General features: G+C 45.7%; 28 protein-coding genes. 13 read left to right on the forward strand and 15 right to left on the reverse strand.

Going from position 1 to position 24,430, the window contains the following annotated elements; all coding sequences use genetic code 11:
• Positions 1 to 2: 2 nt before the first annotated feature.
• From QUA53_RS17930 to msrA, 4 genes are all read right to left on the reverse strand, one after another.
• Positions 3 to 584: a DUF948 domain-containing protein gene (locus QUA53_RS17930; RefSeq protein WP_333098887.1), complete on the reverse strand. Its 582-nt coding sequence runs from the start codon at positions 582 to 584 to the stop codon at positions 3 to 5.
• Positions 585 to 621: 37 nt separating this feature from the next.
• Positions 622 to 963: a YtxH domain-containing protein gene (locus tag QUA53_RS17935; RefSeq protein WP_006632275.1), complete on the reverse strand. Its 342-nt coding sequence runs from the start codon at positions 961 to 963 to the stop codon at positions 622 to 624.
• Positions 964 to 1,084: 121 nt separating this feature from the next.
• Positions 1,085 to 1,390, reverse strand: a complete 306-nt coding sequence (locus tag QUA53_RS17940; protein WP_333248988.1) for a hypothetical protein — start codon at positions 1,388 to 1,390, stop codon at positions 1,085 to 1,087.
• 176 nt (positions 1,391 to 1,566) lie between these two features.
• Entirely contained in the window at positions 1,567 to 2,220 is a 654-nt protein-coding gene (msrA, locus tag QUA53_RS17945) for a peptide-methionine (S)-S-oxide reductase MsrA (protein WP_333098891.1), read from the reverse strand.
• Positions 2,221 to 2,537: 317 nt separating this feature from the next.
• Here msrA and QUA53_RS17950 point away from each other — a divergent pair, with 317 nt between their 5' ends.
• A complete protein-coding gene (locus QUA53_RS17950; protein WP_265236679.1) occupies positions 2,538 to 2,675 on the forward strand; it encodes a hypothetical protein in 138 nt (45 codons plus the stop codon).
• A gap of 123 nt (positions 2,676 to 2,798) precedes the next feature.
• On the opposite strand, the gene QUA53_RS17955 is transcribed toward QUA53_RS17950, so the two are convergent.
• The 3 genes from QUA53_RS17955 to QUA53_RS17965 form a co-directional block, all read right to left on the reverse strand.
• Positions 2,799 to 2,987, reverse strand: coding sequence for a DUF6999 family protein (locus QUA53_RS17955; protein WP_333098894.1), 189 nt, complete (start codon positions 2,985 to 2,987; stop codon positions 2,799 to 2,801).
• Positions 2,988 to 3,100: 113 nt separating this feature from the next.
• Positions 3,101 to 3,436, reverse strand: coding sequence for a hypothetical protein (locus QUA53_RS17960; RefSeq protein ID WP_333098895.1), 336 nt, complete (start codon positions 3,434 to 3,436; stop codon positions 3,101 to 3,103).
• 73 nt (positions 3,437 to 3,509) lie between these two features.
• Positions 3,510 to 3,710, reverse strand: coding sequence for a hypothetical protein (locus QUA53_RS17965; RefSeq protein WP_333098897.1), 201 nt, complete (start codon positions 3,708 to 3,710; stop codon positions 3,510 to 3,512).
• Between QUA53_RS17965 and QUA53_RS17970 the strand changes: the two genes are divergently transcribed.
• Positions 3,700 to 3,879 carry a hypothetical protein gene (locus tag QUA53_RS17970; protein ID WP_333098898.1) on the forward strand — a complete coding sequence of 60 codons (180 nt, stop codon included), beginning with the start codon at positions 3,700 to 3,702 and terminating at the stop codon, positions 3,877 to 3,879. The genes QUA53_RS17965 and QUA53_RS17970 overlap by 11 nt on opposite strands.
• 68 nt (positions 3,880 to 3,947) lie before the next feature.
• Positions 3,948 to 4,964 (forward strand): hypothetical protein, encoded by a 1,017-nt coding sequence (locus QUA53_RS17975; protein ID WP_333098900.1) that lies wholly within the window; start codon positions 3,948 to 3,950, stop codon positions 4,962 to 4,964.
• 42 nt (positions 4,965 to 5,006) lie between these two features.
• Here the strand turns inward: QUA53_RS17975 and serS are convergent, their stop codons facing one another.
• From serS to QUA53_RS18000, 5 genes are all read right to left on the reverse strand, one after another.
• Positions 5,007 to 6,287 (reverse strand): serine--tRNA ligase, encoded by a 1,281-nt coding sequence (gene serS, locus QUA53_RS17980; protein ID WP_333098901.1) that lies wholly within the window; start codon positions 6,285 to 6,287, stop codon positions 5,007 to 5,009.
• 374 nt (positions 6,288 to 6,661) lie between these two features.
• On the reverse strand, positions 6,662 to 8,293 hold the full coding sequence (locus QUA53_RS17985; protein ID WP_333098902.1) for an iron uptake porin: 1,632 nt from the start codon (positions 8,291 to 8,293) through the stop codon (positions 6,662 to 6,664).
• A 48-nt stretch (positions 8,294 to 8,341) separates the two neighbouring features.
• A complete protein-coding gene (locus QUA53_RS17990; RefSeq protein ID WP_333098903.1) occupies positions 8,342 to 9,346 on the reverse strand; it encodes an ABC transporter permease subunit in 1,005 nt (334 codons plus the stop codon).
• Positions 9,343 to 10,887, reverse strand: a complete 1,545-nt coding sequence (locus tag QUA53_RS17995; protein ID WP_333098904.1) for a sugar ABC transporter ATP-binding protein — start codon at positions 10,885 to 10,887, stop codon at positions 9,343 to 9,345. Before QUA53_RS17995 ends, QUA53_RS17990 begins: the two co-directional genes overlap by 4 nt.
• 181 nt (positions 10,888 to 11,068) lie before the next feature.
• Positions 11,069 to 12,115: an ABC transporter substrate-binding protein gene (locus QUA53_RS18000; protein ID WP_333098906.1), complete on the reverse strand. Its 1,047-nt coding sequence runs from the start codon at positions 12,113 to 12,115 to the stop codon at positions 11,069 to 11,071.
• 760 nt (positions 12,116 to 12,875) lie between these two features.
• Here QUA53_RS18000 and QUA53_RS18005 point away from each other — a divergent pair.
• Together QUA53_RS18005 and QUA53_RS18010 are read left to right on the forward strand one after the other, a co-directional pair.
• Positions 12,876 to 14,042 carry a glycosyltransferase family 4 protein gene (locus QUA53_RS18005; protein ID WP_333098908.1) on the forward strand — a complete coding sequence of 389 codons (1,167 nt, stop codon included), beginning with the start codon at positions 12,876 to 12,878 and terminating at the stop codon, positions 14,040 to 14,042.
• Positions 14,043 to 14,148: 106 nt separating this feature from the next.
• Positions 14,149 to 14,529 (forward strand): hypothetical protein, encoded by a 381-nt coding sequence (locus tag QUA53_RS18010; RefSeq protein WP_006632268.1) that lies wholly within the window; start codon positions 14,149 to 14,151, stop codon positions 14,527 to 14,529.
• 161 nt (positions 14,530 to 14,690) lie between these two features.
• Here the strand turns inward: QUA53_RS18010 and QUA53_RS18015 are convergent, their stop codons facing one another.
• Entirely contained in the window at positions 14,691 to 14,939 is a 249-nt protein-coding gene (locus QUA53_RS18015) for a chlororespiratory reduction protein 7 (RefSeq protein ID WP_333098911.1), read from the reverse strand.
• 286 nt (positions 14,940 to 15,225) lie between these two features.
• On the opposite strand from QUA53_RS18015, the gene sir reads away from it, so the two are divergent.
• The 5 genes from sir to QUA53_RS18040 all read left to right on the forward strand — a co-directional run bounded on the left by sir (position 15,226) and on the right by QUA53_RS18040 (position 20,886).
• Positions 15,226 to 17,214 (forward strand): sulfite reductase, ferredoxin dependent, encoded by a 1,989-nt coding sequence (gene sir, locus QUA53_RS18020; RefSeq protein ID WP_333098914.1) that lies wholly within the window; start codon positions 15,226 to 15,228, stop codon positions 17,212 to 17,214.
• Positions 17,215 to 17,464: 250 nt separating this feature from the next.
• Positions 17,465 to 18,253, forward strand: a complete 789-nt coding sequence (locus tag QUA53_RS18025; RefSeq protein ID WP_333098917.1) for a 16S rRNA (uracil(1498)-N(3))-methyltransferase — start codon at positions 17,465 to 17,467, stop codon at positions 18,251 to 18,253.
• A gap of 47 nt (positions 18,254 to 18,300) precedes the next feature.
• Positions 18,301 to 18,717: a lysozyme inhibitor LprI family protein gene (locus tag QUA53_RS18030; RefSeq protein ID WP_333098919.1), complete on the forward strand. Its 417-nt coding sequence runs from the start codon at positions 18,301 to 18,303 to the stop codon at positions 18,715 to 18,717.
• 53 nt (positions 18,718 to 18,770) lie between these two features.
• Positions 18,771 to 19,517 carry a PPC domain-containing protein gene (locus QUA53_RS18035; protein WP_333098921.1) on the forward strand — a complete coding sequence of 249 codons (747 nt, stop codon included), beginning with the start codon at positions 18,771 to 18,773 and terminating at the stop codon, positions 19,515 to 19,517.
• A 211-nt stretch (positions 19,518 to 19,728) separates the two neighbouring features.
• Positions 19,729 to 20,886, forward strand: coding sequence for a tetratricopeptide repeat protein (locus QUA53_RS18040; protein WP_333098923.1), 1,158 nt, complete (start codon positions 19,729 to 19,731; stop codon positions 20,884 to 20,886).
• A 105-nt stretch (positions 20,887 to 20,991) separates the two neighbouring features.
• Here QUA53_RS18040 and QUA53_RS18045 read toward each other — a convergent pair whose 3' ends face one another.
• Positions 20,992 to 21,444: a hypothetical protein gene (locus QUA53_RS18045; protein ID WP_333098926.1), complete on the reverse strand. Its 453-nt coding sequence runs from the start codon at positions 21,442 to 21,444 to the stop codon at positions 20,992 to 20,994.
• A gap of 317 nt (positions 21,445 to 21,761) precedes the next feature.
• Between QUA53_RS18045 and QUA53_RS18050 the strand changes: the two genes are divergently transcribed.
• Together QUA53_RS18050 and QUA53_RS18055 are read left to right on the forward strand one after the other, a co-directional pair.
• Complete coding sequence (locus tag QUA53_RS18050) at positions 21,762 to 22,379, forward strand: triacylglycerol lipase (protein ID WP_333098928.1); 618 nt, start codon at positions 21,762 to 21,764, stop codon at positions 22,377 to 22,379.
• Between the two features lie 2 nt (positions 22,380 to 22,381).
• On the forward strand, positions 22,382 to 22,993 hold the full coding sequence (locus tag QUA53_RS18055) for an alpha/beta fold hydrolase (RefSeq protein WP_333098930.1): 612 nt from the start codon (positions 22,382 to 22,384) through the stop codon (positions 22,991 to 22,993).
• A gap of 124 nt (positions 22,994 to 23,117) precedes the next feature.
• Here QUA53_RS18055 and QUA53_RS18060 read toward each other — a convergent pair whose 3' ends face one another.
• Entirely contained in the window at positions 23,118 to 23,549 is a 432-nt protein-coding gene (locus QUA53_RS18060; RefSeq protein ID WP_333098932.1) for a VOC family protein, read from the reverse strand.
• Between the two features lie 11 nt (positions 23,550 to 23,560).
• On the opposite strand from QUA53_RS18060, the gene QUA53_RS18065 reads away from it, so the two are divergent.
• Entirely contained in the window at positions 23,561 to 24,373 is an 813-nt protein-coding gene (locus tag QUA53_RS18065) for a TIGR00297 family protein (RefSeq protein WP_333098934.1), read from the forward strand.
• Positions 24,374 to 24,430: the final 57 nt, after the last annotated feature.

The following is a 24,430-nucleotide window of genomic DNA, read 5'->3' on the forward strand; positions in this document are numbered from 1 at the left end:
AATCAAGGATCGTTCGATCGCACTTCCTCAAACTCTTCAGCATCCCCCGGCAAACCCGAACCCTCGCTACTCCTCAACCGGGGCGATTCCCCATTACTCGCACCCGCACCGTAAACCCCAGAATACCTATCCTCCAAACCCGAATCCCTTAGCGAAAGCGCACTTCTTTGACTCGGCGACAATCTCTCTGTTGACCTGCGATTTGTCCCAGAAATCGCCGGCTTCCGAGTTAAAGTTTTCCACGCAGCCTTAATCCCAGTCACCACGCTGCGAGTCGTTACCTGCACGTTTTGCGCCTGCTTTTTGGCGCTACCAATACTTCGATCGACCTGTTTGACAACCTCCCCCGCACTTTGTACTCCCTCGCTGACATCATCCGTCAACTCGCTAATTTCCAGCCCCGTCAACCGAATCGCCTCCAAAGTGGGCGGAAATTCGCGAGAAAGCGTGTCAGCGAGCTTTTCCACGCTGCGGGCCGCCCGTGCCAGCGCTTGCACCGCAGGTATTAAAGTCACTAAAACAGCAGTCAGGCTAACTGCCACTAGCAAAATCGAAAGTCCTAGCCAAAATATGGGATCGCTCACTGGAATCTGGGATTGGGGGTTGAGAATTTCATGCCATTTAGCGGATGGGAGGGCGCGACGGGGGACTCACTTCAGCTTCAGCTTCCGACAGGGTTTGGCGTTCCCGCTGAGTCGCTTCCAAACCTGCCGCGATCGCCTCTTTGAGTCTAATCAAAGTTTCGTCCCAATTCCGGATGGCAGTTTCAGAAAGTCGATCGGCCTGCAACTGCACGCTAGTCGATAAATCTTCCGCCAACTCCGGCAAAGCATCGGCCGATTTTTTCAATATCTGCCGCGTCTCCTTGCCCGGTCGCGGTGCTATCAGCAAGCCAGTCACGGCCCCGATCGCAGAACCCACAAGCAAACCGCCAATAAATAATCCTGAACGTTTAGTTGACATTTGTATAACTTCTCTCCATACACCAATTTTAGGCACGTTTGCCCGATCGCAGCCCTTTACAAAGGTAGAAATATTGTTGAAAATCCTACTGAGTCAGCACGGGCGGCAATTTTAGGATAGCTTACCTCAAACGTCGATCGCGCCTGGACCAAAGCATCCGTCCCAAACCCAGCAATCCCAAAAGTTGCTGAACCTGTTGCAGTTGCAATTCCAGTTGTTGATAACGTAGTCGCAGTTGGCGGGTACCTTGCTGCCTTTTACCAAGGAAATCCGGCGACATACTGAGGACATTGCTGCTACAGCGTTCGATTGCTGCGATCCGAATTTCCAAACGTGCGATCGTCCGCCGAATTTTCCACACCTTCGCAGCGATATAAAAACAGACCATAGATATTAGTAGATTGATAATTACAACAGCACTCAGCATTTATTACCCATTTTCAAATACTACTAAGATATTCCGCTTTTTGTTGCGGACTAGGAGCAACTGCCTACCCGATATATTGTAGGGAGACAAAATTGTTGTGTCCTGATATATGTTTTAAGGACACAACAATGTTTTGTCCTGAACTATGTGTCCCTATCCCTAAGCTGTGTCAAGTTTTAAGCCTGAGACATAGCAGGCAAACAAACTTTTGTACCGCCCAAACCGCAATAACCGTTCGGGTTTTTAGCAAGATACTGCTGATGATAGCTTTCTGCGTAATAAAACTCAGGAGCATCAATAATTTCAGTCGTAATCTTGCCGTAACCGGCCTCCGTCAAAGCCTGCTGGTAAGCATCGCGCGAAGCTTCAGCTAGCTGCTTTTGGCTGGCTGAATACGTGTAAATTCCCGATCGGTACTGAGTACCAGAATCATTGCCCTGACGCATTCCTTGAGTAGGATTGTGACTTTCCCAAAAAACTTTGAGCAGCGTTTCGTAACTAATTACTTTGGGATCGAACACAACCATAACTACTTCATTATGTCCCGTCATCCCGCTGCAAACTTCGTTGTAAGTAGGATTCGGAGTAATCCCGGCCGCGTAGCCAACAGCAGTCGAAAAAACTCCATTTTGCTGCCAAAATTTGCGTTCTGCTCCCCAAAAACAGCCCAGACCAAACAAGGCAGTCTCCATGCCGTTTGGAAAGGGAGGTTTGAGCGGATTGCCGTTAACAAAGTGAGTTGCCGGTACCGACATCGACTCTGCCCGTCCCGGTAATGCCTCTTGGGGAGAGGGCAGGCTCGACTTTTTGCCAAATCCAAATAGCACCATAAGTTTGTGAGGGGATCTCTGATAAACGTCTTTACCTTACTTAATAATATCAGATGTATACTGAAAATAGCGGCCCTCTTAAAGGTAGAAGGTAAAAACCAGAAGGCAGATTTTTTTTACGGAAGGTTTTTGGTGATACTGCTCACTGCCAACGCAGTTTTAAATCACCTTATGCAGTGTTCTCTGTCACCAAAACATACCTAAAATATCACCTTTTGTTGAGGTAAAAATCACGCGGATTTTAGGCGAAACATCCGATTATTAAAAGTATGGTGTTGTAGTAGTTATTCAATACCATTTATTGGGAGTGTGTAGAAATGGGCGCTAAACCTTGCAGTCAACCTTTAAAATCTAATCCTTTTATTACTTACCGCGACCCAATTACAGGCAAGTGGATTGTGGTAAATCAGACTTTGCCCAAAGCAGCAGAACAAGCACAGCTAGCAGCAGCTTGAGTTCTGATATTAATTTTTGACCTAAAAATTAACCATTCTTTCAAACGGCAGGACTTACGCAAAAAGTTATTGGACGCGCTACTTATATTCGTAAGGTGCTTACGTTGCATCTACCTAAGCACCTTACTTGGAAAGATTTATCATTTCTTTTTGCAGTTCCAAATAGCGATAGAGATATTTCGCAATTATCCCGTGCAAAAACAAGTCGCGTGCCGCATTAAACGAACTATTGGGTGCTAGCGGATGGCGGTTGACAATTACATGATTTCTGTCGCAATTGCCAGTAATCTCGCTGAGGTAAGCCAAACCCATACTAACTCCAGCAACAAATAAGCTTGCGGAGACTTAGGGTGTTGCGGTTTAATGCTTTCGAGAGGCGAAGCTTCGGGAACCTCATAAAAGTGAGAAATTTGAGAAATCATAGGTTAATTGATATTTTCCACAGCAATTAACCTCATGTATCTGGCGGGGTAACAAAATTCTGTATCGAAAGGCAGGGATGTTCCCGCTTGTACTGAAGTTTTTGCTTCTAATTTGGTGTTTTTGAACAGGCGCGAAGGCAATTCGGAAGCGACGGCAATTGCTGTTTGTTTTTTGCCGAGTTCGATTTGAGATGCGGCGTAATTTAAAGCACTAACTCCGGTACAGCAAACTCCTTGAGTTGAGACTATTTCTAGGGGAGATAATTCGGAAAGTTCCCCGTGTACTGTGCTGGCAAATCCCGGTACTAATAAGTCTGGTAAAGTGGTAGCGCAGGCCAATAAGTCGATCGCCCCCGGTTCCAACTTTGACTAAAAAATCACGTCGCGGACAGCCAAACCTGCCATTTGACGGTTAGAATATAGTGTGCTGCTGTTTGTCGATCGCGTAGTAGCGCTGTTGAATGCCATTGCTGTTGAGAATTCGCTGCCTGACTCTCGAAGGGCGCGAGGAAATTTTTTTGCCAAGATACTCTTCCATCTCATCATTATTAATCGGTTCTCCCAGCAAAAATTTTCCCATCCGATTAATATAAGCACTGTAAATGGCGTACACCTCTAAAGTTGCTAATTTACTCGGGTTCGTTGGTTTGTTAAATCCAGCCAGAAAATATCTAAAATTGATTGTGCTTTGTGAAGTAGTGACCTTGCAAGGAAGAACCAGCTATCTTCTAGAGTCGCCGGAAATCAGGCAAGTTGAGCAACAGCAGCAACAAGTAACCTGAAGCGGGGTGAAGTTTATTGTAATTGAGCCAATATGTAACTAGAGTTCCTTCACTGCTTGGTGACTGAAATGGATATTGAAGAACTAGATGCTTGGTATTCTCAATCTCAACGACGCACGGCTGTCTCGCTGTTGATGAAACGAGTAGGCGTAACTCGCACTAGGGCTGAATGCTTTGTAAGGCTTTGGGTTTACTTGTCGGTGAAACAACTTCAGGAAAGCCAGCCCCGTCTCAAACCACCGCTGACGAAACTGGAATTGCCCTCAACAGAAGTGCTGTGCACTCACCGGGAAGCCGCCGAACTATTTTACTCCGATTCCGATCGCGGAAGCGATCGCGCTGCCGGCATGATGTTAGATAAATTAGCAGCCCTGGGGTTAATTAAAAAACACTTTGACGGTAACACTACGGAAATAGAAATTCAACCCGTTCCAGAAATTTTAAATATTTCCGAACCTCAAAAGCCTGTACAACTTCAATTAGATGATTTCAACCCCAGGTGCGACGCGATTCCCGTTGCCAATTTATTAGCCACCAATTACAACTGGATGAACCGCAACACAAACGCCGTACCCCAAAAAATCGCTAAAATACTCCGGCTTTTGGCCCGTCAATACTCAAAGGGAATGCGAGTTTTGCGGCGCTCAGATAACCTCAATCCAGTCGGGTTTTACTTACTTTATCCAACAGCTAGCGAATCAGAAATCAATTTTTTTAACGCTCCTAGCAAAAGCCTTCATTTAAGTTCTATTTCCGATATGGATCCTTTCAATATGGCGCTACCAGGAGATCAAAATAGCCAGTCAGTATTTATCCGCAGTTGGATGATCGATCCGCAGTATTTGTCAGAATACCGCATTACTTTTCTGGAAGACACACAAAAAGTTTTAAGCGAAATGCAAACAGATTTTCCCAATATTTGCGACTTGTACACGCTCATGATTCACCCCATGTACGAAAAACAGGCTCTGGCTTTGGGATTTCATAAGACTAGCAGTGATAGTCAGTTATCTGTTTACTGGATGTATCTGGCCTTGGATAGATTTTTAGCATTAAATATCAAAGAAGCCTTGCTCAAACTGTAGGGTGCGCAGTGCGCACCTTACCCCAATTTTAACTCAAAACTATTACAAAACTTCCCTCGCCAAGTATTGTTGCAGCACTTCCGGCACTTTTACAGTTCCGTCTGGCTGCTGGTAATTCTCCAAAATAGCCGCCATTGTGCGGCCCACAGCTAAACCGGAACCGTTAAGGGCGTGAACGAATTGAGTGCCTTTTTTCCCAGCTTCTTTAAAGCGAATATTTGCCCGCCGCGCCTGAAAATCTGCGACGTTGGAACAACTGGAAATCTCGCGGTATTTGCCTGCAGAGGGCAGCCACACCTCTAAATCGTAGGTTTTGGCGGCCGCGAAACCTAAGTCGCCGGTACACAGTGCGATCGCCCGATAAGGCAATTTCAGCGCCTGCAAAACTCCCTCAGCATCCTGCACTAATTTTTCGTGCTCTGCCTCGGAGGTACTCGGATGCACGAGTTTTATCAATTCAACTTTATTAAATTGGTGCAATCGAATTAATCCCCTCGTATCTTTGCCGTAACTGCCAGCTTCGCGCCGAAAACAAGGAGTATAAGAACAGTGATAAATTGGCAACTGTTCTGCTGTCAAAATTTCACCTCGGTACAAATTGACAACCGGAACTTCGGAAGTAGGAATCAGCCACAAATCGTCTTGGTCGCACTTGAAACTTTCTTCAGCAAATTTGGGTAATTGACCCGTAGCGGTGAGGGATTCAGTATTAACTAAAAATGGGGGAATAACTTCTACATAACCGGCTTTTGTGTGGCGGTCGAGCATAAATTGAATAATCGCTCTTTCCAGGGCTGCCCCGGCTCCCATTAAGCTCACAAAGCGGGGCTGAGCGATTTTTACTGCCCGTTCAAAGTTGATAATTCCTAATTTTTCGCCGATTTCCCAGTGCGGTAAAATACCGGGGTTTTGGGGTATGTATTCGTCTCCCCAGCGCCGGATTTCGACGTTTTCCTCTTCATTTTTGCCGATCGGCGTTGACGGACTCGGTAAGTTTGGCAGAGGTAGCAATAAAGCTTCTATTTGAGCTTTTAGGTCTTTTTCCTGTGCTTGCAGTTGGTTCGACTCGGTGCCGACTGCGTTGCCTTCTGCTTGCAGTTCCTGAACTTCGGGAGATTCGAGGGGTAAACCCGATTTTCTTTTTTGACCGATGAGTTTGGCAATTTCGTTGCTGCGGGCTTGCAGTTGCGATCGCTTCCCTTCCAACTCCCGCTGCTGTTTGTCTAATTGCAAAATCGGCTCGATTTCATAGTTACCTCCGCGCAGGTTGAGGCTTTCTTGCACGGCTTGCGGGTTTTCTCGGATTAATTTGAGGTCTAGCACAGATTTATTCTAAATCTTAGATTTTAGATCGGCTGGGACAAAACGAGATGATATAAAAGCTTTCTTAATCATTTACATATTAATTTATAAGTTATTCTGACTCAGAATTTCGGCGGGTATTACCCCTGAAGGGTGACACCCCACAAATGTCTGCTATACTTGCAAATATTAGTAGATGCACCCTGATAATTTTCTACCCCAGCCAGCGATGGTAGGGGTTTTTTGTTGTGTAGGATGAAATTGAAGTCCTGGACGCACTATCAGTCTAAAAAACCCGGTTTCTCGCGATTATCGTCTCAGATGAGGCAATTACGTCAAGAAACTGGGTTTTTGCATCCCAGACTAGGTTAGTAAGTCCTAAAATATCTTTCCGGTTAAAAGTTAAAGCCAGTGCGGAGCAACCAAACCCATTGAGTGTCGTTGCGGCTGTCATTCTCAGGATTAACAACGGCCCAAACACCAGGGGTGATGGAAATGTTGTCGTTGACCTGAAAGCGATAGAAAGCTTCAATGTGATAGGAAGTATCTCGCTCGCGGCGCACATTACTGCTCGTCACGCGACCTGGCAAACCCACTAAAATCCCCGGTAGGTTGCCTTCACCTCCCACATCTGGGAAACTGATCCCGATCGCTGCATACACAATATCAGCGCGATCGTCTCCGTCAACATTTAGCAAAACCACGCCACCTCTACCATCAGAAACGCTGCTAACACCGGAATTTTCTGCATTGGCGCGAGTATAAACGCCCCAACCGTGAACTTGCAAGCGGGGAGCAAGGCGGTAGAATCCTTGTACGGCTACAGAATCGCTGGATGTAGCAATATTGTCCCCAAACGGTCGCGCCGCCAGAAAACTGCCCGTACCGCCTGTGAGGTCGGCTTTACCGCTTGGTGCAAAGGTACGAGAATAGGCTACGCCAATTGCTCCGCGATCGCCCCGGTAGGCAAGCTGAACCAGAGCGTTGTAGGAACCGTTGAATAAACCGTTACTTTGCTGCGAGAGATTGGGATTGCCTGCTAGATAGCCTACAGTCAGGGTGATGTTTTTGGCCATCGTCCAGTTGACAGCAGCACCGCCACCTCCCCGGCGGTAGAGGGGACTGTATTGTCCGAACTTCGAGGGAATTCCCTCACTATCGCTGGCGATCGTTGGAGGAGTCAGCAAATCGGTAATATCTGAATACCCAACACCTGTCGGGCCCACGGTCAGCGAGAGATTAGAGGTCAGCGGGGTCACATACAATACGTGAGGGACGGTGATTGTGTTATCGACATTGCCATCAAAGTTCAAGGCCGTCATATTTGTACCCGTCTCGTCGGCAAGCCTGCCCAAGTTGCCGAATTCCAAACGGGTTCTCAGCATATCGCGACCGGTGAAACTGGTTTCAAAATTTAATCGCCCCCGGTTGGCAAGAATAGTGTTGGTGCGATCGCGCGAATCCCCAACACTGTTGCCGGAGGTATCTGTTACCACCACGATAATTTCCGCATTCAGCTTCGTCGTAGTAGAGAACTGATTCGCTTCTAGTTCTGCTGTGCGTGCATCTAGGGCATCGACTCGACCCCGCAACACCGATAATTCAGTTGCAAATTCTCCTTGCAGCTTTTGGACGATCGCTAAATCTTCCGCAGTAATCTGGTTGGTTGTTCCTGCGGCAATTAGTTCGCTGACTCGATCGAGACAGCTATTCAATCCTGCTGCAAATTCGTACCGCGTCAGCGCCCGGTTTCCTCTGTAAGTTCCGTCGGGATAACCGACAATGCAGCCGTAGCGTTCTACTAAAGATTGCAGCGCCTGAAACGCCCAGTCAGTCGGTTTTACATCCGAGAGTTGAGAGACAGAATTCACCTGCGCGAAGGGGTCTTCTGCCAAGGGATTTAACGGTTCAGGAGCAACTAATCTATCAATTGGTGCAGCAAAACTGGGGAATAATGTTAGTAGAAATACAGCAGGTAATCCCAGGATAAAAGCAGTAATCAGGTGATAAAAAGGAGGGATGTGCATAGAAAAAAGCTCCGAATAAGGAACCGATACACCGAATTAGCAATACCTTTACGCTGCGCTTGAGCCGGTGCGAACTTTGTCAATTGTTACTGCGATAATTATCACCAGACCTTTGACAACTAACTGCCAGAAGAAAGACACATTCATGAGAGTTAGTCCATTGTTGAGCAGGGCAATAATTAAAGCCCCCAGCAAAGTACCCCAAATAGTGCCAATTCCACCTGTGAAACTCGTTCCTCCCAAAATTACAGCAGCGATCGCGTCTAATTCGTAGCCTTGCCCCAACATTCCCGTAGCACTGTAGAGGCGCGACGCGCTCATAATTCCACCTAAACCAGAAAGCAACCCACTGACGCCATAGACAAACAACAGCACCCGACTCACCTTAATACCTGTCAATCGTGCTGCCCGAATGTTACCTCCCACAGCATAAATATGCCTCCCTAGAACAGTCCGCCGCAAGACAAACCAACTCGCTAAAACTGCGAGAAAAGCGATAATAACCAACCAGGGAATAGGGCCAACATAGCTGTTACCTACCCAAGCGAAATTCAAATTTCTATTGATAACTGTAGTGCCGTTAGCTACTAAATAAGCAACTCCCCGCAAAGCTGTGTAAGAACCCAGGGTTACGATGAACGGAGGCAAACCTAAATAGGCAATTAGCGAGCCGTTAAGTAATCCTAAAAATACTCCGGCTATTAATGCAGCCGGTACGGCAAACCAACCGAGACCTGGAACTAAGGAAACCAGCACCCCGACAACTGCCGTCACGCCCAAAATTGACCCAACAGAAAGGTCAATTCCCCCCGTCAAAATCACAAAAGTCATGCCGGTAGCTAGGACAATATTGATCGATGCTTGCCGGATGACATTGATCAAATTTCCTACTGAAAGAAAGTTGGGCGTTACCAGCGAAAAAATGATACAGATGCCAATCAAAATCGGCAGGATGCCGGCCACTTGGATGAAATTTTTCCAAGCTTGAGCTTTACTGGCTTTTTGGCGATCCCTTGATTGATTTCTGGTGCTTTTTACTTCTGTTTGACTCATGATTTTTTTACCTCTGTTGCCCCGGTGGCATAAGCCATAATGTTCTCTTGCGTAATTGCTTCCCCAGTCGCTCCGCCTACTTCACCGACGAGGCTTCCTGCTCGCATCACTAAGACGCGATCGCTCATTCCCACAATTTCCGGCAACTCGCTGGAAATCATTAAAATACCTACACCCTTGGCTGCCAAGTCGCTAATAATTCGATAAATTTCGCTTTTGGCGCCAATGTCCACACCCCGCGTCGGTTCATCTAGCAAAAGCACCTTTGGGTTGATAGCCAACCAACGCGCTAGCAGCAACTTCTGCTGATTTCCCCCAGAAAGATCCATTGCCCTGATGCTCGGACTTGCAAGGCGAATCTGCAAATTATTAATAGCATCATTGACAATTTTCAACAGAAAATTTGAGTTAATAATGCCAGCTTTTGCTTCTCGATCGAGGACATTCATGGTGATATTTTCACCCGAAGTTGCCTCCAAAAATAGTCCGAGAGCCTTGCGATCTTCTGGTACGTAAGCAATTCCGGCGGCCATTGCTTCATTGGGTGTCGAGACATTCAGAGGACGATTTTCGAGTTTGATTTCACCGCTTGTCTTTCGATCTGCACCAAAAATCAGGCGGGCAAGTTCTGTTCTGCCGGCGCCAACTAAACCAGCTAAACCCAGAATTTCGCCCGCATGAAGTTGAAAAGTGGCCGGCTTTACTTTGCGGCCGTCGCTTAAATTTGTTACCTCAAGAACAACAGCACCCGGTGTTATTTGATGCTTGTTTTCGTACAAATCCTGTAAAGAACGACCCACCATCATTTCCACCAGGCGATTGGCAGAAATTTCGTGCTTTTCCAGAGAGCCAATATATCCACCATCTCGGATCACGCTCACGCGATCGGCAAGGGCATAAATTTCTTCCATCCGGTGGCTGATATAAATAATAGCAATCCCCTCATTCCGCAAGCGGCGAACCACTTCAAAAAGCTTATCTGTTTCGCGGTCGGAAAGCGCGGCCGTCGGCTCGTCCATCACTAAAATTCGGCTTTTATCTTTTAGCGCCCTAGCTATTTCCACTTGCTGCTGTTCTGCAATTGAAAGTGTGGAAACCAGGTCGCCAGCATCAAAACTTGCATCGAGGTTTGTTAATACCTCAGCAGCCCTACGCCGCATTTCATCTTGGTCTAGAAATGTACCTCCTTTCTTCAGCTCGCTGCCCATAAAAATGTTTTCAGCAACTGTCAGATTGGGGGCGAGATTGAGTTCTTGATAAATAATCGCTATCCCTAAATTTCTGGCTTGACCGGGGTCTGTCATCTTAACAGCTTGACCGTCAATTCTGATTTCGCCTGCATCAGCTATGTAGGCTCCCGCCAGAATTTTCATCAGCGTGCTTTTGCCCGCACCGTTTTCCCCCATGAGGGCGTGGACTTCGCCTGGGTAAACGGTGATATTTACATCGTGCAAGGCTGTAAAACCGTGAAAGGTTTTTGTAATACCTTGCATTTCTAGTACGGGCTTAGTTTTAATTGAATCTTGAGTGCTATTTACCATTGTAAATACCGTAAGGAAATCTGCTTGACTATTAAACTTAGATCCCCCCTAGCCCCCCTTAAGAATGGGGGGAGAAGATTCTTCTCAAAGTCCCCCTTCTTAAGGGGGATTTAGGGGGATCTAGACTCGGGCAAAAACGGGATTCCTCAAGGGTTTTAGTCTTAACTTGACACGAAGAAGGTCACTCGCTTGTCCAGCCTTTATGTTGATTGACGTTTTCGCGAGTAATCAGCGCGACTGGAATCAGAATGTTTGGATTGGCTGGCTTGTTTCCTTTGAGAATGTCGTTGCCGACTTCAACTGCCTTGGCTGCCATGCGAAATGGATCTTGAGCTGCTGTAGCCACAAATAAACTGTTGTTCTGCTTGAGTGCATCTAAAGCTTCAGGTGCACCATCAACTCCCACAATGAAGAACTCGCTCCTTTGTGCTTGCTTGGCTGCTAATTCTGCACCAATGGCACAGGGGTCATTAATTGCAAAAACAGCATCAATTTTTGGGAAGGAAGTAAGCAAATCGCTCATCACTCTTAACCCGCCATCGCGACTGCCTTCTGCGTTCTGATCTTTGGAAAGAACTTTGAGATCGGGATATTTGGAGAGAACACTCTGGCAACCCTGAACTCGCTCGACCACTGAAGCGACGGGAGGCCCGTTGATAATCACAACGCTGCCTTTTCCTTTCAAGCGATCGGCTATATATTGACAGCTTACTTCGCCAGCTTGCACGTTATTTGAAGTAACTGTGGCATCAACGCCTCCCTCGGCGGCGGTATCAACTGCAATTATCGGAATTCCGGCTTGCTTGGCTTTTTCGACAACCGGGGCAATGCCTTTGGTGTCAGCAGCATTGAGTACAATCATGCTGACATTAGAGGCAATAAAGTTTTCGATTTGATTGAATTGCTGATTTAAATCGTCGCCGCTGGAAACGAGAGTTGTCTTCACGTTTGCACCGCCGATTTTCTTGGCTGCGGCCTCAGCGCCCTTGCCGACTTGTACGAAGAATGGATTGCCGAGGTCGCGGACTGCTACAGCAACTGATGAAAGTTCGGAGTTGCTTGTTTGCGTGCTGTTTTGAGCGTTCTGGGAAGCGGCGGTGCAACTTGCCAGAGTGCTGCTGAGTAGACTAAAAAGACTGAGTGCGATCGTTACTCGTTTCACCTCAAACTCCAATGAAGGCTCATTTGGAGAGAGTCGCTCGTAAATATGACCTTGCCAACCTAACATTAGCTTTGTTAGGTTTAAGCTCGAATACCTAATGTTTTAGGTGAGCGGCTTTTCTTTGTACATGATTGTACGAGATCGTGTTTATTTTCTGCTCGTAAAAATTTTCACTCATCTCGCCAGACTACTTTTGTTAACCGAAAAGATGAAGATTCAAACTATCTCCTCGATGCCAAAACAATCAACGATATTAATACTTATTTAATGCTTTATGAGCATTAACTTTTGGCAATGCGTGACAAATTTTTAGGAGAATATTTTCGACAAAATCTTTCAGAAGTTGCTTTTAAAACCTGGCACAGTCATATTAAATTTAACTCTCTATCTTGCTGATGATAACAATTAAAGACTGGCTCTATATCTATCTTTGGATAGACAATACTTTTACCAAAGACTAAAAATGCGATATCCTCGATCGACACCATCTGCTAATCCTCAGTCTGCTCGGACGCGCCGCACCAACTTAATAAATCTTAATTTTTGTTTGGTGCATAATTTTGTAAAAAATCATTAAGTTTACAGTAAATTACGGTAGATTATAGTAAGGTTCAAGCAAAGCCTCGCACTTACTCATGCAGCTACTTAAAAAGCCCTAGTAAAAAAGCAGATAGTCGCTCAAAACCAACGGTGAGATTAAGCGAGTCAAATATTTGCCTGTAAAACCTGCAACTACAGTCATTTTGACATGGTTTAAAAGCTCTGGATAATGGCGATCGCCCTTTTTGACAAAATCACTATAATGCAATAATTGTCTGCGCTGTCAATGGGTAAATCTGAGATGCGATCGGCAAATCACCTATTCTGTTTCCTAGAAATATTTGCCAGCGAAGGCGGCATTCAATCCTACGTTAAAGACATTCTCAAAGCTTACCTGTCCATAACCGCAGGGACAAACTCGCCGTCGCAAGCAGAAGTTTTGCTATTGCGAGATTCCCCAGACTGCAACAATCGTTACGAGTCAAAAAATCTGAAATTTTATTACCTCAAAACCGAGAATACCGGCCTGGGCCGTCTTAAGTTTGCTACAGTATTACTAAATCGCTTGCTGCACAAACGACCGCAGCGGGTTTTTTGCGGTCACATCAAACTCGCACCGCTAATTCAAATTTTGTGCCAACCCTTGGGAATTCCCTACACAATTTTAACTTACGGCAAGGAAGTGTGGGAACCGCTTGCTCCCAAATATCAAACAGCAATGAGACAAGCTGAGAGTATTTGGACTATTAGCAGATACACGCGCGATCGCACTTGCGAAATTAACCAATTAAATCCCGAAAAATTCCACATAGTGCCTTGTACTGTAGATGAAAATATATTTACCACTGGACCGAAGCCACAGGATTTATTAGAGCAGTACACTTTGGTTGGTGCTAAAATATTGATGACTGTAGCCAGATTGCGATCGACGGATATTTACAAAGGGGTCGATGTCACAATTCAAGCTTTGCCGCAAATAGCCGAAACTTTTCCGAATGTGAAATACTTAGTTATTGGCAGAGGAGACGATCGATCCAGATTAGCCACACTCGCTGATGATTTGGGAGTTACCGAAAGAGTAATATTTGCGGGTTTTGTACCGACAGAAAATTTAGCACCACATTACCTGTTAGCCGATGCTTATGTAATGCCATCCCAGGAAGGCTTCGGTATAGTTTATTTGGAAGCGCTGGCTTGCGGAGTACCCGTACTCGCGGGAGACGCGGACGGGTCGGCAGATCCGCTGCAAGATGGTAAACTGGGATGGCGAGTTGCCCACCGAGATTCAGCAGCAGTAGCGGTTGCTTGTGTGGAAATGCTGCGAGGAGAGGATAAAAGGTGCGATCGCCACTGGTTGAGGGAACAAACCCTGGCAAGATTTAGTTTTGAATCCCTTTGTCAATCCTTACAAGGAATTTTTCAACCCTCTCACTCAGATAAACTTTTGCCGTAGAGAGCGGTTTCTCCGTGTACAATGGGAAAATTAACTCGATCGACCGCCTGAATTTCTGAGTAGGATAGAGTTATGCCTACCTGCAAAGACACCCAAGGAGACCACCGTGAACCAAGGCACCCCCAAAATCTCTTTCCAGCTACCCCGTATTAGTAATTGGTTGATACTGCTGGGCATCGCCTGTTTGTTGGTGTCAATTGGTTTGGGTTGGATAGTTAAATCAGTGTTGATTTTAGTAGCTTTTTTGTTGCTGACGCCTGTGGTCGCATTTTTCGCGCTTCAGTGGTGGCTGAAACGCAATTTAATTGAGGACAATTGTCCAGTTTGTCAATACGAATTTACAGCTTTAAATCAAACTCAGTTTCAGTGTGCGAACTGTGGCGAACCTCTGAAAATAGAGGAAGGTCATTTTAGTCGCTTGACACCGCCCGGTACGATCGATGTTACCGCAGTTGAAGTATCATCGGTTCAACAGTTGGAAGATTAACCGATTTTGGATTTTAGATTTTAGATTTTGGATTGAAGAATTGAAGAATTGTTGACTTTTGACTGTTAACTGCTAACTGTTACCAATTCCGAATTTCCGATGCCCGATACTTCGACTACGCTCAGTATAAGTGCCCAATTCGCAGTTCCGCATTCCCAAAATTACTTTTCCAAGCGCACTGCATACCACTGCAAAAATTTTCCAGCCCCGACATCTAATTCACAATAAGTATCAATCAAATACTTAGCTTGATCTTCCACCCCAGATATTTTTTGCACGTCCTGCGGCAAATCTTCGTGTTCCTCGGTTAATACGGCTTTCAGCTTTTCTAACAGTTCCGCTGCCGTCAAAAACTGCTCTGACTGGTTTGTTTCTAAGACCACAAAGGTGTCTTCGTCATACAGTGACATAGTTTCAAAGGTTGAGGTTAATTATTTCTAAAGTTTCGTACACTTAAGCGAACCAAAGTATAAACTCTTAATTACAATTTTTCAGGCCGGGTTCGATCGTGTTACAATTAAGCACCATCAGAATTCCTAGCGGATTACCGTTATTAACTTAGTTGTTAACCGAGTTGTCAACAGATCCGACACAGCATTTCTGAGGAGATTTGTCAAGTGCAAATTTGTCAAGTGTCAAATTGTCAAGAAATATTCGATCGGCTGTATCTAATTATAACTGGCACTATACATTCCCATGATCACATCTTCCCCTTCAACCCCTGTTGCGCGCAAGCCCTCTAAAGCAGAAGGTCTCAAAGAACGCAGCAACTATTTACGAGAACCCGTTGCGACTGAACTGTTACAAGAAACTACCCACTTCACCGAAGACGGGATTCAGATTCTCAAATTTCACGGATCCTACCAGCAAGACAACCGCGACAATCGAGTTAAAGGACAAGAAAAAGATTATCAGTTCATGCTCCGCACCCGCAATCCCGGCGGGTTCACTCCGCCGCAATTATACTTAGCCTTAGACAAGCTATCTGAAGAATACGGCAACCACACGATCCGGGTTACAACGCGCCAAGGTTTCCAACTGCACGGCGTGTTGAAGAAAAATCTTAAAGCAGTGTTTTCCTCAATTATTAAAAATATGGGGTCAACCTTGGGAGCTTGCGGCGACTTGAACCGCAACGTCATGGCACCGCCAGCACCGTACAAAAATCGCCCAGAATACAAGTATGCGCTCCAATACGCCAATAATGTAGCGGATTTGCTGACACCGCAAACCGGTGCTTATTACGAAATTTGGCTGGATGGCGAAAAAGCTGTTTCGGCTGAGGAAGACCCCGCAGTGAAAGCTGCCAGACAGTCCAACCGCAACGGCACAACATTTGACGACAAGGAAGAACCGATTTACGGCCAGCATTATATGCCCCGCAAGTTCAAGTGTTCCGTTACCGTGCCGGGAGACAATTCAATTGACTTGTACTCTCAAGATTTGAGCTTGGTGGTAATTACCAATGAAGCTGGCGAGTTGCAAGGTTTTGACGTGTTTGCTGGCGGCGGTTTGGGCCGTACTCACAATAAAGAAGAGACTTTTGCGCGGGTTGCGGATGAGATTTGCTATGTTGCCAAGGATGATGTTTACGATTTGGTTAAGGCAATTGTAGCAACCCAAAGAGATTACGGCGATCGCACAGACAGACGGCACGCGCGGCTGAAGTACCTGATTAACGACAAAGGCGTACAGTGGTTCCGCGAAAAAGTAGCAGAATATTTTGGCAAGCCGCTAGAAGCATTTAAACCGCTGCCTGAGTGGAAGTATTTTGATTTCTTGGGCTGGAATGACCAAGGAGACGGCAAGCTGTTTGTCGGCATTTCTGTGGATAATGGCCGGATCAAGGATGAAGGTTCATTTCAGCTAAAAACTGCTTTGCGGGAAATTGTGCAGAAGTACAACTTGCCGATACTGGCGACGCCACACCAAAACGTGCTGATTTACGATATTTCGCCGGATATCAAACAGGAAATTCAGGGAATACTCGATCGATGTGGCATTCAGCGGGAAACTGCAATAGACCCATTGGTGCGTTATGGGATGGCGTGTCCAGCAATGCCGACTTGCGGGTTAGCGATTACCGAATCGGAGCGCGTGATGCCGAGCATTTTAGAGCGGATTCGGGCACTTTTGACCAAAGTTGGCTTGCAAGACGAGCATTTGGTGGTGCGGATGACTGGTTGCCCAAATGGATGCGCCCGCCCTTATATGGCAGAATTGGGGTTTGTCGGGAGTTCGCCGGAATCCTACCAGATTTGGCTGGGCGGTTCTCCCGACCAAACGCGGCTGGCAAAACCAATTGAGGAAAAGCTGCACGTCAAGGATTTTGAAGCTTTTCTGGAGCCGATTTTTGTTTATTTCAAGCAAAAACGGCAACTGAGCGAGAGTTTTGGCAATTTTTGCGATCGCGTCGGGTTAGAATCTATCCGTCAATTTGTAACCAACTACCAATCTGCTGACTCGATGACAACTGAGATAAATGAATTAGAAGTTACGTCTAGTAACGATGACGGGAACGAGACTGCCACTGCTGGCGGTGGCAAAGTCCGCCGTCGAATTAGCGTCCGCGATGAAATCTACAACGAGCTCAAGGAAGAAGCAGCCCGTCAGGGCAAGCCCATTACACAGCTAGCTACAGAAGCGATTTCTACTTATTTAAAAAAGATTAAGGAGGAAGCATAAGCCGATTTTCAATTGTCGATTTTTGCTCGCATCAAATAAAACTCACGCAAAAATAATATAAAGGCAGAGCATTTGCAGAAAAAACTTGAATTTGTAAGATAATTCCGGTTGTAGATGCTCTGCCTTTATTGTTTTTTAGCGGTTGAAACTCCGCCTGTCCATCTCTTCTCTTTTTCTCTTCCTCTGCGTTCTCTGCGTTCTCTGCGGTTAAATAAAAAAACATATTAGGGAAAGAGCAATTTAAAATCCAATGGCTCAATTACAAAGATTAGCAGTTACTGACACTCAAATTTGCGATCGCAAAATCGACTTAACTAGAGAACAGCAGCATTATTTAAATCGAGTGCTACGTTTGCAAGGGGGCGATCGATTTATTGCGATGGACGGCCGAGGGCATTGGTGGTTAGCAGTCCTAGAAGCCCAGGAAACCGGGTTATTTGCCTCAATAGCAGAGGAGATTTCTGTGAACAGGGAGCTACCAGTGGAAGTAACTTTGATGGCGGCTTTGCCCAAGGGAAACGGCTTTGACGAGGTTGTGAGACAGGCGACGGAGTTGGGTGTAGCAAGTATTGTGCCGGTAACGAGCGATCGAACTTTGCTCAAACCAAGCGATCAAAAAGTTGAGCGGTGGAGGAGAATTGCTGCGGAGGCGGCGGAACAGTCGGAACGTCAAATTTTGCCGATGATTTTAGAGCCTATTTCGTTTGATTTTGCTGTGAAAGATTGCGGTCAAAAAAATCGATTTATCTGTGTTGCTCGCGGGGAAAATCCGCATTTGTGGGATTGTTTAGTCGGTTTGGGTCCCCCCCAGTTTAGGACGGACACGGGGGGACTGCCCGTACAAAGGGGGGAGCAAGATGGCGGAGAATTATCGATTGTCATAGCTATTGGGCCGGAGGGTGGATGGACGGAGCGGGAGGTGAAAAAGGCGATCGAATTTGGTTTTGAAGCTGTTTCTTTGGGTAGTAGAATTTTAAGAGCGGTGACAGCTCCGATTGTGGCTTTATCTTTAGTTGGCGCGGCATTTGAGAAGTGCTAATATCAACAAATAATAAAGAATTGATAGGATAGGTGGGTTGACGGGGAATGAAAATAGAGTTGAGGAAAAATCGATCGCTCTTTTGGTCGAGCGCGCTTTTGGCAATTTTCGGTACACAATCAGTTTCTGCACAATCTCCGATTTTTCCCATTGCTCAACAGATTAATTGCGATCGCCCGCAAGGAGATGCACAAGTCAGAACTTGTATTCGGTTGAATTACGAAGCCTCGGATAAACGGCTAAACGAGGTTTACAAACAACTGATTTCCCAATTGAGTGGCGAAGAGCGGGCGCTACTTTCAGAAGCCCAATTAGGGTGGATTAAGTTAAGAGATAAAACCTGTGAATTTGAAGTTTATAAAAATCGTGGCGGTACGGGTTATGGAGGTTTCCTGAGTGAATGTTTGGATCGCATGACTAAACAGCGCACTGCGGCATTAGAAAACTATTTAAAACAAAGATAAAATAGGAAGTATACCGTACAACACCTGACAAGAATAAAGAGAAAAAAGTATTTATGAAAAGCCGCTCGCCCTTCACCCTCAGCATCATCTCAGCAATTGCAACCACCCTCGTCCCAGCAGTCTTCGCCCAGCGACCGCCATCAGTCAACGAAATATACATCGATAAAAATTGTAACCGTAACCAGCAACTACCGCAACTTGAAAGATTCACTATCTTTAGCAGAAACGAATTTACAACTAACGGTCAAAACTACTGGTTATACGCCGCCCGCTATCAAGATGGAGGCGTACTTCTCTGTATATCTAAGCCAAATTTTAATCAACCAAAACCTATAAATGAACAAAAAATACAAGCCAATTTTATTGACAAAATAGTCCGAGACCCCAACAACAAAACAGCCTTTATCATCGCAGTCAGAGAAGGAAACGGCCCCGAAGCACCAGTGACAAATTACGGCTTAGAATTGAGCAATGTCGATCGCCCAAAACTCACCTCCCTTTCCATCCTACAGCAGCGGGGAACCCTCACAGACGGCGAATCACGCCAACACAACTTTCAAGGACGGGCAGGTCAATCTATTACGATCGACCTCAAAAGCAGAGGATTCGACCACAACATAACACTGTTCGACACCAGCGGCAAAAATATTGCCCAAACTGCAGGTAACTCCCAGAATCGCCGAGAGTCTCAAATCGCCGTAAAATTGCCTAGTAACGGCACTTATAAAATAGTTGTTAAAGGAGGCGATCGTACAAGCAAAGGTTCCTACAGCTTAAGCATTAATTCCAATCAACTTTGACTTATATTTATTTTCACATCCACTCAACATCCCTCTCTACACATCCGCGTTCATCCGCGTTCATCCGCATACATCTGCGGTTAAAAAATCCAAATCTTAACTTTTCCCAACAGCCCAAAATCCCAAACAAAAAAAAGCCAAAGTTATTAACCACTAGCTAAACCAACCAAACATCAGCCAAGATAGAAATAACGCCATTGCCACAACCGCCATGACAGACATCAACCAAATAGCCGCCGCCCTAGAGGGTAAAAACTACAAACAAGCTGCCCAACTCATCAAACAACTACAAAAAGAATCCCCCGAAAATCCGTGGGTACAATACTATATCGCCCGCTACTACGAACTCACCAACAACCTCGAAAAAGCGCAAACAACCTATAAACAAATACTCCGCGACATCACCAACCCCAAAATCGTCTCCCAGACCCGCCAAGCTATTCAACGGATTGAAACCGCACAACAAAACCTCCGCCAACAAGCCATAGAAACCGCCAAAAACGACCCCAGCAACCTCGAGCCCGGACTCCTCATCCTCGAACCCGTGAGTCCCGAAAACAAACCCGCCGCCATTCAAAATATCAGCAGAATCTTTAAAATCGACGCCTACACAACCCGGATGCAAATCCAAAGCCGCGGCTGGAGACTCTACAAAACTGGCCCCATCGCCGAACTCCGAATTTACGGTCAAGAACTCCTCAAAGCCGCCATTCCCGTATTTTGGGCAACCCTAAGCGATATTCAAAAAATCCAAATCTTCCGAGTGCAGCACTTCCAGTCTCTCTCTTCCCCAGCCGTTGTTTGCAAAGATCAACTCGATCGACTCGGTGCGATCGAATTTAACTGGTCAGAAGTTACCCAAAGAGTAGAAGGCTTGTTGCCGATGTTCATCGAAGTCATGGACTACTCCCCCAACCGAAGAAAGGAGCAATTTCGCCACCGAGAAATCAGGCAAGATTACGCTCAAATCTGTGACTTACACATTCCCAGCAGAAACTGCATTCTGCGAATTTGCGACCAAAGTTACGAATTTCAACAAGGAGTTGATTTCACCAAAGCTTCGGCTGAGATCCCCACTTCACCGAACCCCAAAAACAAAACATCCAGAGTCAAAAACTCTCAACAAATTCCTCAAAGTACCACCCGAATTAACTGGAATCACTTACTGGAAATATTCGATCGCCAGCTTGACGTTACAGTTTGGTCAGAATTTACGCCCTTTGCCGAGACAGTGCTCGATTACACTAATATGTTGAGCAAGATCGAATCTCATATAGAAGTCGAGCGCAAATCCGAAACTCCTTGGGACTCAGCTTTTCAGCTATATAGCGGATTAGCCTTCCTCAGAAATGAAAAAAATAGGGAATAGAATAAAGAGTTAAAATTAAAAATGAGGAATGCCATTTTTTTTATTTTTAACCCCAGCATTTGGAGTTATCCAATGCCCAATTCCCTATTATCAATTCCCAACTTCCTATTTCGTTTTCACCTGACGAGCCATTTCCCGGAAATTGTTCATGCTGGGGCCAGGGGTTCGACGACTTCCATTTGGTGTCGGCATTAAATTATTAGGAGCAAAAGTCCGATTCGGTTCAGCTTGACTCGGCACTTTTCCGTTAGTTGCTGCCACTGCAGGTACCTTCACGGGTTCCGGAGTATTAGCAGGAACGCTAGCGACTGGTTCCTTTTCTTTCTTAGACTTTTTCTCTACCTTAGCCTTTTTAGCAGGTTCAGACTTCTCAGACTTCTCAGACTCAACTTTTGCCGGTGCGATCGCAACAGGCTCAGCCTTCGCAGGCGCAACTTTTGCTGGTTCCTTAGCTCCAGATTCGCCCAAATCTAGGAAATATTCTGACTTTTTCAAGCCCAAAAGTCTGGCGAAAAATCCGAAAATACCCCCGAAGAAATTTTTGATAAAACCAAACATTAGACTTACTCCTTTTGTTCTTTTAGAGAAATTTGTACAAGCTTGTCAACAAAGTTAGATTACGAGCTAGAGCAACCTTTGTCTACATTTCTTAATCAAAATTTACATTTGGCTGTATTTAAGCTACCTCATCAAAGCAAATTTTAAGTATAAATACTAGCCTTGCTTTGCACTTATTTACAAGTATCTCAGAATTTGTTAGCGATTCCCACTAATTGTCGATCGTACCTCGATCCGATTCACTAGCTGTCCTAGTAGTGGTAAAACTCCCTAGGGGAGTGATTTATGCTGTAATCACCAAGCAATTTTCCAGCAAAATGAACAGTTCGCTCGATCGCAATCCGGTCATCCTCCTACACGGCATCTGGGACACAAAGATTATTTTCAACACAATGTCCGCCCGCCTCACCGAACTCGGATGGTCAGTCTACAGCCTCAACCTAACCCCCAACGACGGCAGCCTCGGGCTCGACTTACTGGCCAAGCAACTCGCAGACTACATCTCTGAAACCTTCGATCCACAACAGCCTTTAGACATAGTAGGCTACAGCATGGGTGGCATCGTCAGTCGCTACTACGTCCAGCGACTCGGAGGAATCAACCGCGTACAGCGTTTCATCACCCTATCTTCCCCCCACCACGGCACCCTCACCGCTTATTCCCTACGCCTACCAGGATACCTGGATATGCGCCCCGATAGTGGCTTGCTGCGCGATTTAAATCAAGATGTGACAATGCTCAAACGCATAAACTTTACATCAATGTGGACCCCATTTGACATAATGATTGTACCGGCGAACAGCTCCCAAATGCCAGTAGGTAAAGAAGTTAAAGTCAACGTTTTGCTGCACCGCCAAATGGTAACAGAACCCCAAAGTATTAACGCATTAATTGAAGAACTAAAAGCACCTATTGAAAATAAAATTTCCACTTAAAAATGAATAGCAATTTCAGTCGCAACCCCGTCTTGCTAATTCACGGAATCTTCCGCAAATCGGGAATTTTTTACAAAATGTCTGCCTACCTAACTCAACTGGGATGGTCAGTTTACACCCTCAATCTCTCGCCTCATTGGGGCAATGCCAGCATAGACGAATTAGCCCAACAACTAGCAGATTATATAGACAAAAAATTTGCACCAGAACAACATTTAGATATAGTAGGATTGAGCATGGGCGGTTTAGTAACTCGCTACTACCTGCAAAGGTTAGGCGGGATTAACCGAGTCCAGCGCTTTATTGCCATATCTTCTCCTCACAGCGGTACTTGGATGGCTTATACTCTCTGGGGAAAAGGCTGCGTTCAAATGCGTCCTGGCAGTGCTTTTTTAGAAGATTTAAATCGAGATGCTGCCTTGTTGCAAAAGCTCAATTTTACTTCGATTTGGACAGATTGGGATTTCATCATTGTACCTGCTTCTAGTTCCCAAATAGCTGCTGCCAAAGAAGTAAAATTGTCTGTTTTCGCCCATGCCATGATGGCGAGAAGTTCCAGCAGTTTAAAAGCTGTCGCTGAAGCACTTTCAGAACCCTTGAAAGTTCATGATTGACCGTTTGATTCATTCTTGTATAATGTCAACTTTTGTAGGGCAGGTTTGACCTACAGTAATTGCCTAAAACCAACAATTTCCTAAACCCGCCCCCACAGGATGCAAATCGCTACCGGACTAAATATCAAACAGCATCCCCAACTTCAGCGTATTCGCTGCGACCAAAAATTGCTTCAGCTTCACAATAATACTTGAACTCAAGTATATTGTGGAAAGGGTCTTCTAAGAAAAAAGTACGGTGTTCTGTAGGCAAACCGACAAATCGCCGTCTCGGTTCTTGATAGAAATTTAAGTTGTTTTGCTGGGCTTTTTCTAGCAACGCTTCCCAGTCAGCTTCGGAAGTAAAAATTAACCCAAAATGCCGGGGATAGATGCCTCGCTGAGGCGTCAAAGGTTCGCGGCTGACGTGGGCGACAATTTGATGGCCGCACAAACCCATAATCGCAGAATTAGGCGATTCGCGACCTAGTTCGCAGCCGAGCCCGTCTACGTAGAACGCTTTTGTTTGGGCAATATCGGTCACGGGGAAGGCAAGATGAAATAAGACTTGGTTCATGGAGGTACTAAATGCAGAATTCAGAATTGTTCTTTAATTATTTATCTTGGTCTAATCCTTGGTTGGTGGCGATCGCCCTAAATACAGTTTTACTCGCGATCGCCACCATTGCTCCTAAAAAATTGCTCACTCCCGCTGGCCAATTTCACGGCTGGGTATTGGGCGTGCTCATTTGGGGGTGTTTGGGATGGCAAGGCTATGCTGTGGTGATGTTTTACTTTCTTGTCGGATCGGGAGTTACCCGCATCGGCAAAGCCCAAAAAGAAGCAGAAGGCATAGCGGAAAAGCGTTCAGGCGCTCGAGGCCCGGAAAATGTCTGGGGTTCGGCTTTAACCGCTACTCTTTGCGCTTTGGGAGTTTTGGCATTATCTATTTTAGGAGAGACAGGCAAGATGTCTGTGCCACAAGATGCTATTTCCCTGTTATTGCTGGGTTACGCGGCGAGTTTTTGCACTAAACTTTCCGATACCTGCGCTAGCGAAATCGGCAAAGCTTACGGCAAACGGACTTTTTTGATTACCAGCTTGCAGCCTGTACCTAGGGGTACGGAAGGGGCCGTAAGTTTGGAAGGAACGATCGCAGGTATTGTCGGCTCAATTCTGATCGCACTTTTGAGTTGGACCGTTGGTTTAATAGACTTGACAGGAATTGTTTTTTGTGTTATTTCAGCTTTTATTGCCACGAACATCGAGAGCGTGATTGGGGCGACGGTGCAATCAAAGTTCGAGTGGCTGACAAACGAGGTGGTAAATTTTTTTAATACACTCATAGGAGCGATCGCAGCGATCGTTTTAGCGGCCACCTGGAGAGCTTTTTTAGCTTAATTAATGCTGGACGCATTTGCGACCTAAGAAACCGGGTTTATTACGATAATTCAAGGC

It is taken from the genome of Microcoleus sp. Pol12B3, from assembly GCF_036701355.1.
Taxonomy (GTDB): domain Bacteria; phylum Cyanobacteriota; class Cyanobacteriia; order Cyanobacteriales; family Microcoleaceae; genus Microcoleus.